The organism is Corynebacterium felinum (assembly GCF_030408755.1).
In the GTDB taxonomy this organism is placed as follows: domain Bacteria; phylum Actinomycetota; class Actinomycetes; order Mycobacteriales; family Mycobacteriaceae; genus Corynebacterium; species Corynebacterium felinum.
This window is the reverse complement of record NZ_CP047209.1, coordinates 813,553-829,874: the sequence shown is the minus strand read 5'-3', so window position 1 is coordinate 829,874 and position 16,322 is coordinate 813,553. Positions and strand designations below refer to the sequence as shown.

The following is a 16,322-nucleotide window of genomic DNA, read 5'->3' as shown; positions in this document are numbered from 1 at the left end:
CCCATGTAAAGCCCACGCTTGGGGTTTCTCGACCAATTCGCGCGTGTACCCATGAATCCACAACCTTGGGAACACAAAAGTCGAGTAACCCCAATCCGTATCGGGCACAACACACTCCCAGGATCAAACCCGCCAGGGGTTTCTCGACCAATCCACACCAAGCTCAAGGATTTCAGGACCCAGAAGCAAAACAGTCGAGTAACCCCCTGGGCGAAAGCCTGTATTGACAAGCTTCAGTGAAACCAGGAAGTGAAGTTATCCACAGGGCTTGGTGGGAAAAGGAGTTATCCACAGGTTTGGGGAGGATTTTTCACTCTCGACATGCGAACCTGCTGAAGGTGTGTTCTGATAAAAATATGACCACCAATTCCTACAACATCACCTGTGGGCTAAATAACCCCCTCCCATTCCATGCATTGATCAACCTGCGGAAAACCACACACGACACCACAAGCAGCATCACCAAACTAGCCTCAACCCAAGCAATTAATTCTGCGGTTTTTCACCGTCTAGTACCCAGCAGACGCAATCTGATGCGCTGCTATGCCGTAGCGTCAACATCACGTTCGGCAGTCTTAACCGGCAGGGCAGCCGCCTGCGTGTTAGGCATCCCCTTTATCTCAAACACCACTGATTTTGTCACCGTGCAGCTTACTCTTCCCGGCACCATGAAACCCCCAGCAAAAAACCAACGCAGCCCCTACGCCACCTACACATCCAGACTGCTACCGGAAAAAGACATCATGGAAGAAAACGGCATCCGTGTCACCACTATTCCACGCACATTCGTAGACCTAGTAGCTAAAGAAGAAGACGAAGACACCGCCATGACATTTATCGAAGCAGCGTTTTACCATCGGAGGATTTCTAAAATCCAAGCATATGCAGAGATTAAATCCATGCCCAGCATCACAGGCAAACCCCGCGCCTTAGAGCTATTAGCAACTGCACAAGAAGGCAGCGAAAGCCTGTATGAAACCAAAGCACGCCGCCTGATTGAAAGCGTATTCGACCGCATCCCTGAACTGACCAGCATCGAAATCCAAGTACCAGTCCAAAGCTACCGGATTGACATCGTAGTCAATGGATTCATCGGGATAGAAATCGACGGCAGAGCTAAAACCCGCAACAACTACCACGCGCTTGAAAACGAACGCTACCGAGAAAAAATCATCCAAAACCACGGCTACATCATCCGCTACCACCCAGAAGAAGTAGACCCCAGCCTAAATAGAAACGACATCCCCAACCTCGACCCCCTCAACCACCCCATCATCTACCAACTACGCAAAATACTACAAAACCACCACAAACGCACAGCTTAATCCTGCTTTGGTTCGTCTTCTGGTTCGTCTTCAACAGGTTCTTCGTTAGGAGTATCTTCTGGTTCATCTGCAGGATCTTCCGCGGAGTCTACTTCTGGCTCTGCTTCCGGTTCTTCTTCTTCTTCTTCTGCTTCTGGTTCTGGTTCTTCAGTAGCTTCTTCAGAAACTTCTACTTCACCATGCTCAAAATCCTGAGGCTGCTCACCATCATCACCAACCTCAGCCGCAGGCAACGGTTCGGCAAAAGGAGATGGGGTGGGGGCGTCGACACGCGAGCGAGAACGCCTCACAACAGCCGTCACACCCGAAGTCACCACAGCCACCACCAACATAAAAGCAGCCACAAACACCGACGAAATCAAACGCGGGCCCGTCGCCCCATACACACCCAACTGCCCCGACGTCGCCTGAAACAGCACCATCGAAAACACAAAAACAAAACCCACCAAACCAGGCACCTGATACAACCGCGGAACCCGCCGCACCACCGCAATCATCGCGGCAACAATCGGAATCACCAACAACGCAACCCCAGCAGGATGCGCCGACTGCGGCAACGCAGCAAACAACGGAATCGGCGGCAACGGAACAAGCGTAGAACCAAACACCGACACAGCCCCACTACCCATCTGAAACTCCGAACCCGACACCAACGCCACCGCCGAAATCGCAGCATTCGGAAACGCCGCCACGCACACCCCCACAACCGCAGCCACACCCGCCGACGAATAACCGGCCAACGACTCCGCCACCGCCGCATGATGCACAAACAGCGACACCACCACAACAACAGCAGACAGCACCACCACAGCAGCTAAGAAATACAAAGCAGTAATAGCCTGAGCAACCAACCACTTGGGCAACCCCATGCGACCACACAACGCACGCCACAACTTACGCGGCATCCCCAACACCATCGCCGAACCGTGCAACACAACAGTTTTGCCCACAGCCACAGCAATATTAGGTACGCCCACATCGAAAACTTCAGACGCATCCAACAACATCGCAGCAGCCGTTAACGTCAACAACGACGGAATGCCCACAACACACACAAAGAGCACACCCAAATCCGCCAAGCTCACCCTATGCCGTACCGCGCGGCGTACGCGCACAGCAATCACCCACGCAAAAAGCAGCGCAGGAAGCAGCGGAAGCACCGAAAAATCCAAGTCAGCGCCATGCACAGGCAGCGCATTCAACAACAACCAACCCATGGCGATCGTGGCAGGTAACGCCACCATCGTCGTCGATGTGGACAACAAAACCACCAGTGACACCGAAATAATGGCCACCACCGCAACAGCATGCGGAACCAACACAACGGGCAGGAAAGTACGCATCTTCGAAGAAAAACGTGGCGGAGCCTGATCAAATTCCGCCGCCGCCGATTTCCTCGCACCCGAACGGAAGCCGCCCCCAGGGCGGGAAGCAGCAACTCCCGACTGGCCAGCGGGACGACTGCGCTTCCGGCGCGTAGGACCAGAACTGGGGCTTGACTTCTTACTCATTCCCCTAGTTTGCCATTACAACAATGCGCACTGATGAATAGACTCGACCCTTTTGCTTCACAATTGTGATCAAATTGTGATCACCGAAGGAAAGGTTGAGGACAATTGATCACTGATTAGGAAGCAGTGGTTGGTCACCTCACGAGATAAATTCACCGAAAATAGGGGGGAAATTATGGGGGGAGTGCTTAATCACACCAGCAACAGGCTGAGAAGTTACCTAAATAAAATCTAAGAGACATCAACTTTGATGACCTGCCAATTCTTGGAATTACCCCTATTTGCGTGTACCTTTTCTAAGATATGTAACGCTGAGGCATGCAGTAAAGAAATGAAACATTTTTCATCAATCAGGTTGCCGCCTGTCTGACTTCCGGCTAGTGTTACATTTCGGAAGATAACGAAGTGGTTACGATCGAGACGAAAGTGTAACACCATCTTCACAGAAAAAACTTCACAAAGCTTCACTTCCTTCTACAGGAAAGAAGCATTGGGAACGTTTCTTCTTAGCTCATTGAAGCTTCACCCAGTGAGCAACTCGATCGAAACCCCACCGAGAAAACTTATCAAGGGAAGTAGGCTTCAATGCACGAGATGCGACCACGTACTGGTGGCAAGCACCGCAAGCAGACCACCCCTGTCAAGGGGCGCGTGGCTTTCGTTGCCGCCGCCACCGGCGTTGTATCCACTGCCGGTGCGTCCGGCGCAGCACTCGCCCATACCTCCGAGGCGCAGACTGTTGATATCCAGCTCGCCTCCAACGACCTTCCAGCACTCGGCTCCTCCGCGCCACAAATCCTCGCGTTTGCCGAGTTCAAGCCAGTGGTCAACCTCACCGACCAGCTTGTTAAGGCCGTAGAGTATTCCGCAAAGCTTGCAGAAGCTGACCTGGAGGCACGTACCCCTAAGCCAGCTGTCGTCCGCCCAGCCGAAGGCGTATTCACCTCCGGTTTCGGTGCCCGTTGGGGCACCATCCACGCAGGCATCGACATTGCCAATGCAATTGGCACCCCTATTCTCGCCGTCATGGAAGGCACCGTGATCGACTCCGGCCCAGCTTCAGGCTATGGCAACTGGATTCGCATCCGCCACGATGACGGCTCTATTTCTGTCTACGGCCACATGGAAACCCTCAATGTTTCTGTTGGTGAGCGCGTCCAGGCCGGACAGCACATCGCAGGCATGGGTTCGCGTGGTTTCTCCACCGGATCTCACCTTCACTTCGAGATTCACCCAACCGGCAGTGGTGCTGTTGACCCAATCCCATGGTTGGCTGAGCGCGGTATCGTGATCAACTAAGCGTTAACACTTTCACTAGCCCTGTCTTTATTCCATACCCAATCCCCGCAGCTTGAGCAGTCGGCTTTGGGGTGTGGATCAAAGATAGGGCTTGTTTGCATTCGCCCCCACCCCTCCTTCTCCCCTACCTTCCCCTTTTCCTTGTGCACACCTGATTGTGCATGAAGGTTAAGGGGTTTCTTCGTTGTGGTTTACTTTCATGTTTCGGCAGGCAGGGGGTTTACACAAAATATGTAGACCCACAGGCGCCAGTGCGAAAATTAGGTACCCTCTTTACAAGCCGATAGTTACCGAGTAACCTTTGGGGTAGGTTACCGAGTAACCAATCCCCGTATTGTTCACCCTTTGACAGCTTAAACAGTACAAACACCCCTATATCCCCGACACTTCCACACTGTCACCCCCTCCTTCCCCCCCCTTCCCCCTCATAACAAACGAACCACCTCACATTCCAACCGGACACACTATTTCTAATAATCCCCGTGATACATGTACGAAAGGAGCGCTCTTTATGTCCATCAAACACGCATTATTGGCGCTACTGTCCGATCAGCCACGTACGGCTAACGGGCTGAAGCAAGAGTTTCATAAGACAACGGGTGATACTCAACCTCTCAATATGGGGCAGGTTTCGCAAACGTTAAGTCGTCTTGAGCGAGACGGCCTGATCACCCAGGTAGGTGTGGTTACTGGCCCGTCTGGGCATCAGGCGTGCAGCTATCAGATCACTGATTCGGGGCGTTCTGCCGTCCAGGCGTGGTTTTCTTCACCTGTGGAGAAGGCGTTGAGTGATCGCGATGAGCTGGTAACCAAAATTGCTTTCGCGGTGCATAATCCGCAGTTGGATGTTATTGAGATTCTCGATACTCAACGTAACGCTATTTTGTCGCAGTTGCGTGTGCTCAATAAGCAGGCTCGTGAGGTGGCGCAGTCGCGTAATCCGCAGCGGCTTGTGATTGAGCGTCGCATTTTTGATCTTGAAGCAGAAGCACGCTGGCTTGACCGCGTCGAATCACTTAAAGGAGCACACTGATGAGTACTTTCCCTGTTGAACTTGATCGCGTGAGTTGTGTTTTTGGCACTGCTGAGCATCCGGTTGTGGCTTTGAATGATGTGAGTGTGCATGTGTCGCCGGGTGAGCTTGTTGCGGTGATGGGTCCATCGGGTTCGGGTAAGTCGACGTTGCTGAATGTGGCTGGTTTGTTGCAGCGCCCTTCCTCCGGCAGGGTGCTTATCGACGGCGTGGATACCTCCACGATGTCGGATAAGAAGACTGCGCAGTTGCGTCGTACTCATGTGGGTGTGGTGTTTCAGCGTTTTAATCTGATTCCTACGCTCACTGTGGGTGAGAATATTGCCTTGCCTCTTGAGCTTGAGGGGCACAAGATTTCGTCCATGCGCCCATCGATTGAGCAGGCTCTTGCCGAGGTGGGTCTTGAGGGGCTTTATGATCGTTTCCCCGAGGAGATTTCCGGTGGTCAGGCGCAGCGGGTGGCTATTGCGCGGGCGTTGATTGGGCCACGCAAGGTGTTGCTGGCCGATGAGCCCACTGGCGCGCTGGATACGGCTACTGGTGATGAGGTGATGCGTATTTTGCGTGATCGTATTGATCACGGTGCCGCAGGCATTGTGGTGACCCATGAGCCACGTTTTGCGGCGTGGGCAGATCGCGTGGTGTATGTGCGCGATGGAAAAATTAGTGCGAAGGAGTTTTAACAAATGTCTGTTCTCCTTGCCGCTACGCGGCCAACAATTCGCGATATCAAACAGTCGTGGTGGCGTAGTTTCGCTGCGGTTGTGTTGATTATGCTTCCGGTGGCTTTTTTGTCGTACCACAGCCATATGCAGAAGTCTGCCGATAAGATTTATAGTTTGTCTTCTCACGAGACCACGGTTAGCTACCGTGGGGGGAACTGTGAGCAGGATTTACAGGGCCTTGATTTTTCTTGCGATGGCTCGACAAGTGGTCATCTGAGTTCCGAGACGGTAGCGGCTGCTGTAGGCAAGGGGGCTACGGCTGATCTGGAGCTTACTGTTACAGCTCACGCACAGGTGGGCGATCGGGACATCACTCTTGAAATTCAGCAGCGTTCGGGTGCGTGGGCTATCCCTGGTATGCCTGAGCTGAAGCCGGATGAAATTGTGATTAACCCTACTCAGGCGCAGTCGTTGAACCTGGGGGTGGGCGATACGCTTAAGGTGACTGCGCTTGAGCCCAGCACGGATTATTCTGTTTCCTACGAGCCGATCAAGAATTTCGAAGGCGAGATTCCGGTTCTGCCTTTGGCGCAGCCGAAGGAATTTACTGTTGTTGGCATTAGCCCGTATTGGACCGCGCTTGTCACACAGCCAGCATTGGTTGATCCTCAGGCAGTGGATGCCTCCTTGTATCCCACGTGGCTTATTTCTGAAAATTCCCCTTTGTCGTGGGCGGATATTACTCGGTTGAATGCGCGAGGTTATGTGGTTCGGGCGCACAGTGTGGGTTCTCATCCGCAGGCGGTGGCGGATGAGGATATGTATCCGGCTTACCGCGCTGATCTTGATCGTTTGCAGGAAGAAGCCCGGTATTCCGTCGATGATCAAGAGTGGGCTTTTGATATCTTTGCCGGTGTTCTTCGGGCCATTGGGATTATTTTGCTGTTGATGCTGATAAGCCCAGTGTTTGCTTTGGCCTCGTCGCGGCAGTCGAAGGTGTATTCGTTGATGCGTTCTCAGGGCGCGTCCAAAGCCCATGTGCGCATCGCTGTGTTTGCTTACGGTGCGGTTGCGGGGTTGGTGGGTGCGACTGCAGGTGTGCTCATTGGCGCAGCATATTTTGTGTATTCCTGGAAGCAAACGTATGTTAACTGGCCGTTTGTTTTCGATATTCGCGCTGCTGCACTAATTTTTGTCGCTGCTGTTCTTGGTGCGATTGTCGCGTCGTTTATTCCGGCGATTGTCGCTGCTAGGGGTTCGATTATGGCGGGTGTGGAAGGCGCCCAGCCGGATCGGTTGCGGCGTTGGCGCTGGTGGATGAGTATTGGCCCGGTGGGTGTGGTGGTGCTGCCTGCGCTCTTTTTCTTCCTGTACCATAACACGCTCGATGAAGGCATGTGGTTTGGTAATTCTGAAGTGGTCGCTGCCTTCATTTGGATTGTGTTCGCTGTGTGCATTATCGGCAGTGTGCTGTGTCTGTTGGCTTCGGTTCCTGCGCTTATTTTTGCCGCTGGTTCTCTCTCAGCGCCGTTGTCGGCGAAGTTTGCGGCTCGTTTGGTGCGTCGTCAGGCGTTGAAGTCGACGGCGATTGTGGCTGCGATTATTGGTTTGGTGTGGGCTGTGACCACGATCAGTGTGATGGAGAAAGCGCAGTCTGATAGCACCCATGAGCTGAATGCGCAGACTTTTCATCCCCGTTCTGTGCTGCTGCACGATTCGTGGCATAAAAATCAGCAGTCCGCATCGCTGCGCCCTCATGAGCTAGGTCGTGGCGTTGGTGTGCTTGATGCTGATACTTCGCGGGTGTTGGATCTGGTGCGTGCACATCATGGTCACGGCCGGGTGATCCGCTACTATCAGCCTCATTTCGATAAGCGGCATCTGTCTTTGCATCTTGAAGATGGTTGCGCTGAGCACGTCGAACAGGTTGCTGTCAACAATCTCAGCGCCACAGATTCCCGCCAGTTGCTGGATCCGGACTGGGCGAAGCGTTGCTATTATATGCTGCACGATCTGAAAGCTTTCGCGCCCTATTCTTCCTATAATGAGTCGAGCTTTATCACTGGCGGGCCGGAGATTCTCGATTTGCTTCAGCTTAACGACGTCGATAAGCAGCGTGCACTATCCACGCTTGCGCAAGGCGGGGTGTTAGGCTCGCGCGAAATCAGCCCGCAGGACACCGCAACTTTTAAACTCAGCATTTCGGTAGATCCCACACTGTTGTCTCAGGCTGGGGAAGATTCTCAAGAAAACACGCAGTCGACGACCTTAACTTTGCCTTTTGCTAACGTGTTGCCTGCCCCATTTGCGGGGTGGATCATCAGCCCGAAAGCGTTAAGCGAGTTCGCCAACAACGGCAGTGATGTCTCTCTAATCCCAGGTGAGGTTGTCTTTCTTGCCGATTCTGATCTGCGATACTCAGATATGATTGCACTTGCACGCGTGCTGCACGAAGAAAATTTCGCTGGAGTCAGCTACCCTGTGGAACCTTCCAATCCTGTGCCCACGTATGCGATCCTGCTTGCCATTGCTGTGCTGGTGGTGATTGGGTTGATGATTTTGCTTTCGGCAAGCAACGTCCGACGCCACAATGAGCAGCTCTATGCCCTCGGCGCACCGGTATCGATGCTGCGTGCAATCGGTGCGATGTACGCGGGAATCACCGCAGCGCTCGGTACTGTCATCCCAGTGATTTTGGGGCATATCACTCCCCTGTTGGTGGGTAGACCCGATACCAAGGATGTCAATGGTGCAGTACTGAGCCGCAACATGTGGTCGGAATTTAGCCCAGATTGGTGGATTATTCTCCTGATGTGCGTTGTCGTACCGCTGGCTGCTGCGGGCTTGGGCTATATTTCTACCCGACCGTCTTCACTCGTGGCTTATCGCCAAGATTAAGCACATAACTAACCTACCACCAGCGCTTTTGGCGAAAAAACTGGTGAACGCTGAGCGGGGCTTGAAGCATTTCGTAATGCTTCAAGCCCCGCACTTATTTCCATATTTTTCAAAAAATACCAGCTCATAGGGACTTTTTACGCACCCCTGCTTAGCTCGCCGAAGTCGCGTGTCTTTTCCTCCAGAACACCACGAGCGAGAATGCACTGACACCAGGAGAATTTTTCCGCGCCCTAACAGTCACGCTTAGATTTGTGTCCAGTGAAAAACACACAAAACCAAGTTCACTCGACCTTTCCTATTCCTCGTGGCTGAGAACATAGGTTTATTCACCAATAAGTCGAGCAACCGTGCACACCCCCTCGTGAAAATCTGCCATCCCACCGGCTGGCCTTACCACAACTCGACTCTTTCATTCGCAAGAGCCCGTATTCAAGGAGTGGCGATGAATTGGTCGAGTTTCCCCGTGCGGCAGGTTCTGCTGAGGGGTGTGCATGGCTTATGGGAATTGAGAAAACTCGACTTTTCTCTACCCAAGGAGCATGAATCTGTAGGCTCCCACAAAAAAGGTCGAGAAACCTCATCCACAACAGTTGTCAGTGCCTAGCTATCTAGTGCAAATTCAGGTAACTCGACTCTTTTACTTCTGACAACGCGGATTCATAGGCCCACGAACGAAAAGGTCGAGCAACCTCACTCCCTCGCCCTCACGGTAGATAAACAGTGCGCTGAGCAAGGATGTGGGCACGTTCGACTTCTTCACATTCGAGGACTCTGTGGCGGGTGCAAATTGGTGGAGCTTCCCCCGCGCGTAATAGTGCGTGTGGAGGGGCACAACGTTGGATGAATTGGAGAAAACTCGACCCTTTCGCAGTGCACCTCGCACGTTCATGCGCCCGGTGGAGGAAAGGTCGAGTTTTCTCGTTTCAAGAGGGGTCGATTTTGTAGCGGAAACCTTTTTCGCCAGTGTTGGATACAGCTACATCGTTGATAAAAATCAGCGGGGCCCAGAACACATCTCAAGATGTGCTCTGAGCCCCGCTGGTATTTTCCCCGCACGCAAAACTGCTGTGCTCAGGGGAATTTCTACAGTTTTTCCATGGGCACGCCACCAATAAGCATGAGCCGAACGGTTCCGGAAGATCCAAAATCAATCATTACGGAGGTGCGTGGGCCCGCCCCGTCAACGGAGAGTACTTTGCCCAAACCGTATTTGGCGTGGTTCACTCGATCCCCCACTGCTAGTTTCAGTTCGTTGCCTTGTGCGCGTGGTGCGGAAGGAATCGTAGTTTCGCGCTTGCGCAGTCGCGGGGGTGTAGTCGCACGAGGCTGCTCTGCGTTATAGCCACGCGAGCTACCTTGGAAATAGTGCGAGGTGCGCACGCCACCGTAGTCGTAGCCGACATCATCGCCCCACGCGTAGACGTCAGGTTCTACCCGACGCCATTCGATAAGATCTGTCGGAATCTCACCCAAGAAGCGCGACGCAGGGTTGGTCACGGCATTACCCCAGGAGGAGCGTAACAGTGCGCGACTAATATACAGTCGCTGCCGTGCGCGTGTAATGCCGACATAGGCGAGGCGGCGTTCTTCTGCGAGTTCGCGGGGGTTGCCCAAGGAGCGCATGTGTGGGAATTGTCCATCTTCCCAGCCGATGAGGAATACCACTGGGAATTCCAAACCTTTGGCGGTGTGCAGGGTCATTAAGGTGACTACGCCTTGTTCGGTATCTGGGATCTGATCGGCATCGGCTACGAGTGAGACTTTTTCCAAGAATGCTTGCAAAGATCCGGCTGCAGGTTCTCCAGCCACAAGGCTTGCGTTTGCTTCGCTGTCAGGATCGCTTTCAGTACTGTCGTTTTCTGTCCCCATGCGCTCGTAGGCCAGTTGGTTGGCGGCTTCGGAGGAAAATTCGCGGGCGACGACCACGAGTTCGTTGAGGTTGTCTAGCCGTGCCCCGTCTTGGGGATCGTTGCTGGCTTGTAGTTCTGCGCTGTAGCCGGTGGCATCGAGGATGCGTGAAACCACGTCCCCGATATCGGGCATGCCGGTAACGTCGTTGACCATCTGCTGCGATTCGCTGCGAAGTGTGTCCATGAGTTCAACGAACCCCGCGATGGAGTTTTTCGCGCGTGCTCCCAGCATGGAGACTTCGCCTGCTGCGGCTGCACGTAGTGCTTGGGCGAAGGAGACTTGGTGGCTTTCCATGTGTAAACCGACACAGGCGATGGCTCGATCACCAATTCCGCGGCGGGGGGTGTTAATGATGCGGCGCAGCGATACTTCGTCTTCTGCGTTGTCTAAAATCTTCAGGTAGGCGATGATATCGCGGATTTCTTTACGTTCGTAAAAGCGTGTGCCGCCCACAACTTTGTAGGGGATTCCGCTGCGCATAAATACGTCTTCGATGGCGCGGGAGGAGTTGTTGGTGCGATACATGATCGCCATGTCGGAATAGTCCATGCCACTATCGGCCAAGGTGTCGATTTCGCTTGCCACGAAGCGGGCTTCATCATGTTCGTTATCGGCTACGTAGCCAACGATTTTTTCACCGTGCCCGTGCTCGGTCCAGAGGTTTTTCTCCCGCCGGTTTTCGTTTTGAGCAATCACTGCGTTTGCGGCCGACAAGATGGTTTGGGTGGAGCGGTAGTTTTGCTCCAGCATGATGGTGGCCGCTTGCGGGTAGTCGCGCTCGAATTCTTCGATATTGCGGATGGTTGCGCCACGGAAGGCGTAGATCGACTGATCGGAATCACCCACCACGCACAGTTCACTCGCCTGCTCCCCGCTGCCTACCAGCAGGCTGACGAGTCGGTATTGGGCGTGGTTGGTGTCTTGGTATTCGTCGATGAGCACGTGCCTGAATCGGCGGCGGTAGAACTGTGCCACTTCTTCGTGTTCGCTAAAGATCCGCACGACTTCGCCGATCAGATCATCGAAATCGACGGCATTGGCGGTGCGCAAGCGGCGCTGGTACTCCAGATACACATCAGCGATGGTTTTGTTGAAGGGGTTTTTCGTCGATTCTGCTTCGGCCAGTGCTTGGTCAGGGTCAACGAGTTCGTTTTTCAGATTCGAAATCGCGGTCGCCAACAGCCGTGGTGTGAAGCGTTTGATGTCGAGTTGGAAATCTTTCGCGATCATGCCCAATAATCGCTTGGCATCGTCGGAGTCATAGATGGTGAAGTTGGTGTTAAGACCCGACACCAGTGGTGCTTGCTCACGCAAGATGCGTACGCAGGTGGAGTGGAATGTGGACACCCACATGCGTGATGCGATGGGCCCGACGAGGTCGGCCACGCGCGTGCGCATTTCTGCGGCGGCTTTATTGGTGAAGGTAATGGCAAGTATTTGCCCTGGGTGTACCCCACGGCAGCGCATGAGGTAGGCGATGCGCCTTGTGAGCATGGCGGTTTTACCAGAGCCGGCACCTGCGACGACGAGAAGGGGGCTGCCTGCGTGTTCCACTGCTTGGCGTTGTTGTGGGTTGAGGCCTTCGACGAGTGCGGAGTCGGGAACAACTGGCGCACACGCACTGGTACTCGCTGTTGGTGCCGCAGTGTGCGGGGGTGTGTGCAACGGTTCTTCGGGCGGTAAGGGGGCGTCGAAAAGCTCTGCGGCATCCGCATAGTCGCGATCGCGTGGTTCTACATCGGGGAAGTCGGCGGGCATGTCCGGTTCTTCGGGCGGCGGTACCGGCTCGAAGTAGTCGGCGAACAGGTCGAGTGTCTGTGCTGGTTGCGCGTGCGGTAGGCTGCTGTTTCCCTCGTGTGGGGCGTCGGTGTGTGGGCGTCGGGCGGAGAAGGGTGAGTTCGTGGTGTCCATAGTTCTTTCTAACTTACAACGTGGGGTGAACACGCGCGGTTTTCGTGTGTGATCAGTGTGCGAAAGTATCGTTGTGTTTTCTTTAACGTTGCTGGCTCTATCGTGGCACAATAGTGGGCATGAGCGCTGATCAGCCTGTGAGTGAAGAATTCGAGATTCGTTTCCCGTCTGGTACGGATGATCCTTTGTCGGATGCTGAAATTCAGCAGTATCGGGAGGAAATCAATCGTCTTGATCGGATTATTTTGGATGCGGTGAAGCGTCGCACTGATATTTCAAAGGCGATTGGGAAGACTCGCATGTCTTCGGGTGGGACGCGGCTGGTGCATACGCGTGAGGTGGCGATTGTTAATCAGTTCCGTGAGGAGCTGGGTGATGAGGGTCCGGGTCTTGCCCAGATTTTGTTGCGGATGGGGCGCGGGCGTCTCGGCTAGGGAGCGCGGTCGTGTAAAGGCGCGTGTGTGCGTAGCGTGCGCTGTGTGCGTTGCGCACTGCTAAAACTATGGGATTTCCCACGTTATGGGCGTCCGATCGGGCATTGTGGCTAGTGTGTGCACTACTTTAGAAGTTGGGTGTTGTACCCCCTTCCTGTGTTGCCCGCATGCGTGTTGTGTAGGGTTTTTCAGGTTTTGTCTTTTTGGTAGTTCTTCAACAGAAATGGAGAGTTCTAAATGTCACTCGACATCACTGCTTCCCCTGCGTGGGGCGAATTGGTTGAGGCGCAGCGTTCGCTTGCTGAGACGTCGTTGCGTTCGCTGTTTTCTACTGATCCGGCTCGCGCACAGAAGTTGAGTTTTTCGGCTGCTGGTTTGCATGTGGATCTCTCCAAGAATTTGCTTGACGACGCCACCTTGGCCGCTCTTTTAAAGGTTGCGGATGCAGCGCAGTTGCGTGAGCGTATTGAGGATATGTTCACGGGCGTTCACATTAATAACACTGAGGATCGTGCGGTGTTGCATACTGCTCTTCGTCTGCCGGTGGAAGATGATCTGGTTGTTGATGGCCAGGATGTGGCTGCTGATGTGCATGAGGTGCTGGGGCGTATGCGTGATTTTGCGACGTCTTTGCGTTCGGGTGCGTGGCGTGGTTATACCAACCACACCATTAAGACTGTGGTCAATATTGGTATTGGCGGTTCTGATTTGGGCCCTGCGATGGCGGTGAAGGCGCTGCGTACTTACGCTACTGCGGGTATTACTGCGAAGTTCGTGTCCAATGTGGATCCTGCTGATATGGTTGCGGTTCTTGACGAGTGTGATCCTGAGTCCACGTTGTTTGTGGTGGCGTCGAAGACGTTTACTACTCAAGAGACGTTGGCTAATGCGCATGCTGCGAAGCGTTGGTTGGTGTCGAAGTTAGGCGCTGAGGAAGCTGTGGCGAAGCATTTCGTGGCGGTGTCGACGAATGCGCAGAAGGTTGCCGAGTTCGGTATTGATACCAAGAATATGTTTGGTTTCTGGGAGTGGGTTGGTGGCCGCTACTCGGTAGATTCTGCTATTGGTTTGTCGCTGATGGCTGTGATCGGCCCATTGGATTTCATGCGTTTCCTTGAGGGTTTCCACGCAATGGATGAGCATTTCCGCACGACTGAGTTCTCCCAGAACATTCCTGTTCTGATGGGTCTTTTGGGTGTGCTGTACACGGATTTGTTTGGTGCTGAGACGCACGCTGTGTTGCCGTATTCGCAGGATCTTGGCCGTTTCCCTGCGTATTTGCAGCAGTTGACGATGGAGTCGAATGGTAAGTCGGTGCGCCATGATGGTTCGCCTGTGACTTGTTCGACGGGTGAGATTTATTGGGGTGAGCCTGGTACGAATGGCCAGCATGCGTTCTTCCAGTTGATGCATCAGGGCACGAAGTTGATCCCTGCGGATTTCATTGGTTTCGCGCGCCCGAAGCAGGATCTGCCGACGGCTTCTGGTGAGGGCAGCATGCATGATCTGTTGATGAGCAATTTCTTTGCTCAGACTAAGGTGTTGGCTTTTGGTAAGACTGCCGAGGAGATTGCGGCTGAGGGTGTCGCCCCTGAGCTGGTTAATCACAAGGTGATGCCTGGTAACCATCCAACGACGACGATTCTGGCGCAGGAGCTCACCCCTGCGGTACTGGGCGCATTGATTGCTTTGTATGAGCACATCACGTTTGTTCAGGGCGTGATTTGGGATGTGAATTCTTTCGACCAGTGGGGTGTTGAGTTGGGCAAGCAGCAGGCGAATGATTTGGCTCCTGCTGTCAGCGGTGAAGTTCCTGCCGATTCCGGTGATTCTTCCACCGACGCGCTGATTCATTGGTACCGCGCGCACCGCGGCTAGTTTCAGTATCTTCAGCGCGCTATTGTGGGCGGAGGTGGATGTATCCACCCCCGCCCACTGCTTTTTCTTCCCTCTTTTTCTCGCACTCAATTTTGGCTGCTCATCAGGGCTTTTATGTCGCAGACGCACACTTTTCCCTGATTCTTTTTGCACGCACTTGTGCCTTATTGGCCCCTTGTTCAAAGCTTCGGTAAGTATGTATTGCCCATCACAGGCTACACTCACGTAGTGACAATAAACACAGGCGTTCTCTTTTAGAATCTCAAGGCTGGTGTGTAGCTGTGACTCATATTCTCTACATTATTTCTGCCGCACGCTCTCCTCAGGCTGTGCGAAATATGGAAAAAGACGATTTCAGCTTCTCGCCTGTGTGGATCACTGAGAAAACAAATACTCATGATTTTGGTTCTGATCCGGTGCGTTTTGTCGATTCACTCGCCGATTATGCTGCCGTGGCACAACAAGCTGTAGCTCTTGGAAGTAGCTATGCGATTACTGGTGTGGTGAATCCTTTTGAAACCGGCGCACCCGCTGCTGCTCTCGCTCGCGCCAGCTTGGGATTGCCAGGCCCCACTGTGAATCAGGTTATTAACTTCAGTAACAAATACGCAATGAAAGTCTTGTTCCGTAACGCAGGGCTTCCTACCACCGATTTCGCCCTGATCGAGTCCCAGGATCAGCTGCGCCACTCTTGTCAATCCTGGGGTGGTTCCGCTGTGGTCAAGCCACTCTACGGTGGTGGCAGTGCTGGGGTTATGCTGCTTAGCAGCGGCGATATCGACGAGTGTGTTCAAGAGCTTTCACTGCCGGTGCTTGCCGAACGTCCCTGTGCTATTGCTACGGAATATCATGTTGACTGCTACGTCAACGATGATGAGCGCACTTTTATGGTAAGCAAATATTTCCAACCGCAGCTTCACAGTGTGACACAACAGCAAGGTTATATGTCGTTGATGTTAGCCCCGACAGATCCGCGCGTCGATACGCTTTTGAGTCTGCATCAACAGTTGATCGATCATTCTGGGATTAGCCATGGGGTGTTTCACACTGAGTTTTTCGAGCTGGAATCAGGTGAGTTCCTGATCTCCGAATCTGGGTTGCGCCCTGCTGGGGGCGCGATTCCGCATGTTTTTGAAAAAGTCACGGGAATCGATCTGTATCGCGGGCATCACAGGGCGCAGACTGTTCAGCCAGGCTACCGTCCTCCGCATTCATCTGGGCATTCCGGGTTGTTGTGGGGTCATTGCGCCTTGCCTTTAAACGGGTTGAGTCCGCGTGTGCGCGAACAGATTGAGGCTATCGATCAGGTGGTCGACGTACGCGAAAATCCTGTGTCTGCTACTGGGGCTTTCTTGTCGGCAAGCAATGGTGGGTTTGTGTTTTTCTGCGCCCCTTCGCATGCTGAGCTTGTCGACGTCGCATCACAGTTACATGTTTTACTCACCGCCGCTTGA

Annotated in this window: 10 protein-coding genes; 8 read left to right on the top strand and 2 right to left on the bottom strand. The window is 53.5% G+C overall.

Features of this window, described 5'->3' with window-relative positions:
- The first annotated feature begins 356 nt into the window (after nt 1–356).
- Nucleotides 357–1,325 carry a putative endonuclease domain-containing protein gene (locus CFELI_RS03660; protein WP_277103318.1) on the top strand — a complete coding sequence of 323 codons (969 nt, stop codon included), beginning with the start codon at nt 357–359 and terminating at the stop codon, nt 1,323–1,325.
- Here CFELI_RS03660 and CFELI_RS03655 read toward each other — a convergent pair.
- Nucleotides 1,322–2,836 carry a cell division protein PerM gene (locus CFELI_RS03655; RefSeq protein ID WP_277103319.1) on the bottom strand — a complete coding sequence of 505 codons (1,515 nt, stop codon included), beginning with the start codon at nt 2,834–2,836 and terminating at the stop codon, nt 1,322–1,324. The genes CFELI_RS03660 and CFELI_RS03655 overlap by 4 nt on opposite strands.
- A 585-nt stretch (nt 2,837–3,421) precedes the next feature.
- Between CFELI_RS03655 and CFELI_RS03650 the strand changes: the two genes are divergently transcribed.
- From CFELI_RS03650 to CFELI_RS03635, 4 genes are all read left to right on the top strand, one after another.
- On the top strand, nt 3,422–4,135 hold the full coding sequence (locus CFELI_RS03650; protein WP_374724719.1) for a M23 family metallopeptidase: 714 nt from the start codon (nt 3,422–3,424) through the stop codon (nt 4,133–4,135).
- A 511-nt stretch (nt 4,136–4,646) separates the two neighbouring features.
- Nucleotides 4,647–5,168: a PadR family transcriptional regulator gene (locus CFELI_RS03645; RefSeq protein ID WP_277103321.1), complete on the top strand. Its 522-nt coding sequence runs from the start codon at nt 4,647–4,649 to the stop codon at nt 5,166–5,168.
- Nucleotides 5,168–5,851: an ABC transporter ATP-binding protein gene (locus tag CFELI_RS03640; RefSeq protein ID WP_277103322.1), complete on the top strand. Its 684-nt coding sequence runs from the start codon at nt 5,168–5,170 to the stop codon at nt 5,849–5,851. The genes CFELI_RS03645 and CFELI_RS03640 overlap by 1 nt, the downstream gene beginning before the upstream one ends.
- Nucleotides 5,852–5,854: 3 nt before the next feature.
- Complete coding sequence (locus CFELI_RS03635) at nt 5,855–8,731, top strand: FtsX-like permease family protein (protein ID WP_277103323.1); 2,877 nt, start codon at nt 5,855–5,857, stop codon at nt 8,729–8,731.
- 1,086 nt (nt 8,732–9,817) lie between these two features.
- On the opposite strand, the gene CFELI_RS03630 is transcribed toward CFELI_RS03635, so the two are convergent.
- Nucleotides 9,818–12,403, bottom strand: coding sequence for a UvrD-helicase domain-containing protein (locus CFELI_RS03630; RefSeq protein ID WP_374724763.1), 2,586 nt, complete (start codon nt 12,401–12,403; stop codon nt 9,818–9,820).
- A 272-nt stretch (nt 12,404–12,675) separates the two neighbouring features.
- On the opposite strand from CFELI_RS03630, the gene CFELI_RS03625 reads away from it, so the two are divergent.
- The 3 genes from CFELI_RS03625 (at nt 12,676) to CFELI_RS03615 (ending at nt 16,322) form a co-directional block, all read left to right on the top strand.
- Entirely contained in the window at nt 12,676–12,990 is a 315-nt protein-coding gene (locus CFELI_RS03625) for a chorismate mutase (RefSeq protein ID WP_277103326.1), read from the top strand.
- A 237-nt stretch (nt 12,991–13,227) separates the two neighbouring features.
- Complete coding sequence (gene pgi / locus CFELI_RS03620) at nt 13,228–14,868, top strand: glucose-6-phosphate isomerase (RefSeq protein WP_277103327.1); 1,641 nt, start codon at nt 13,228–13,230, stop codon at nt 14,866–14,868.
- 281 nt (nt 14,869–15,149) lie between these two features.
- Nucleotides 15,150–16,322, top strand: coding sequence for an ATP-grasp domain-containing protein (locus tag CFELI_RS03615; protein WP_277103328.1), 1,173 nt, complete (start codon nt 15,150–15,152; stop codon nt 16,320–16,322).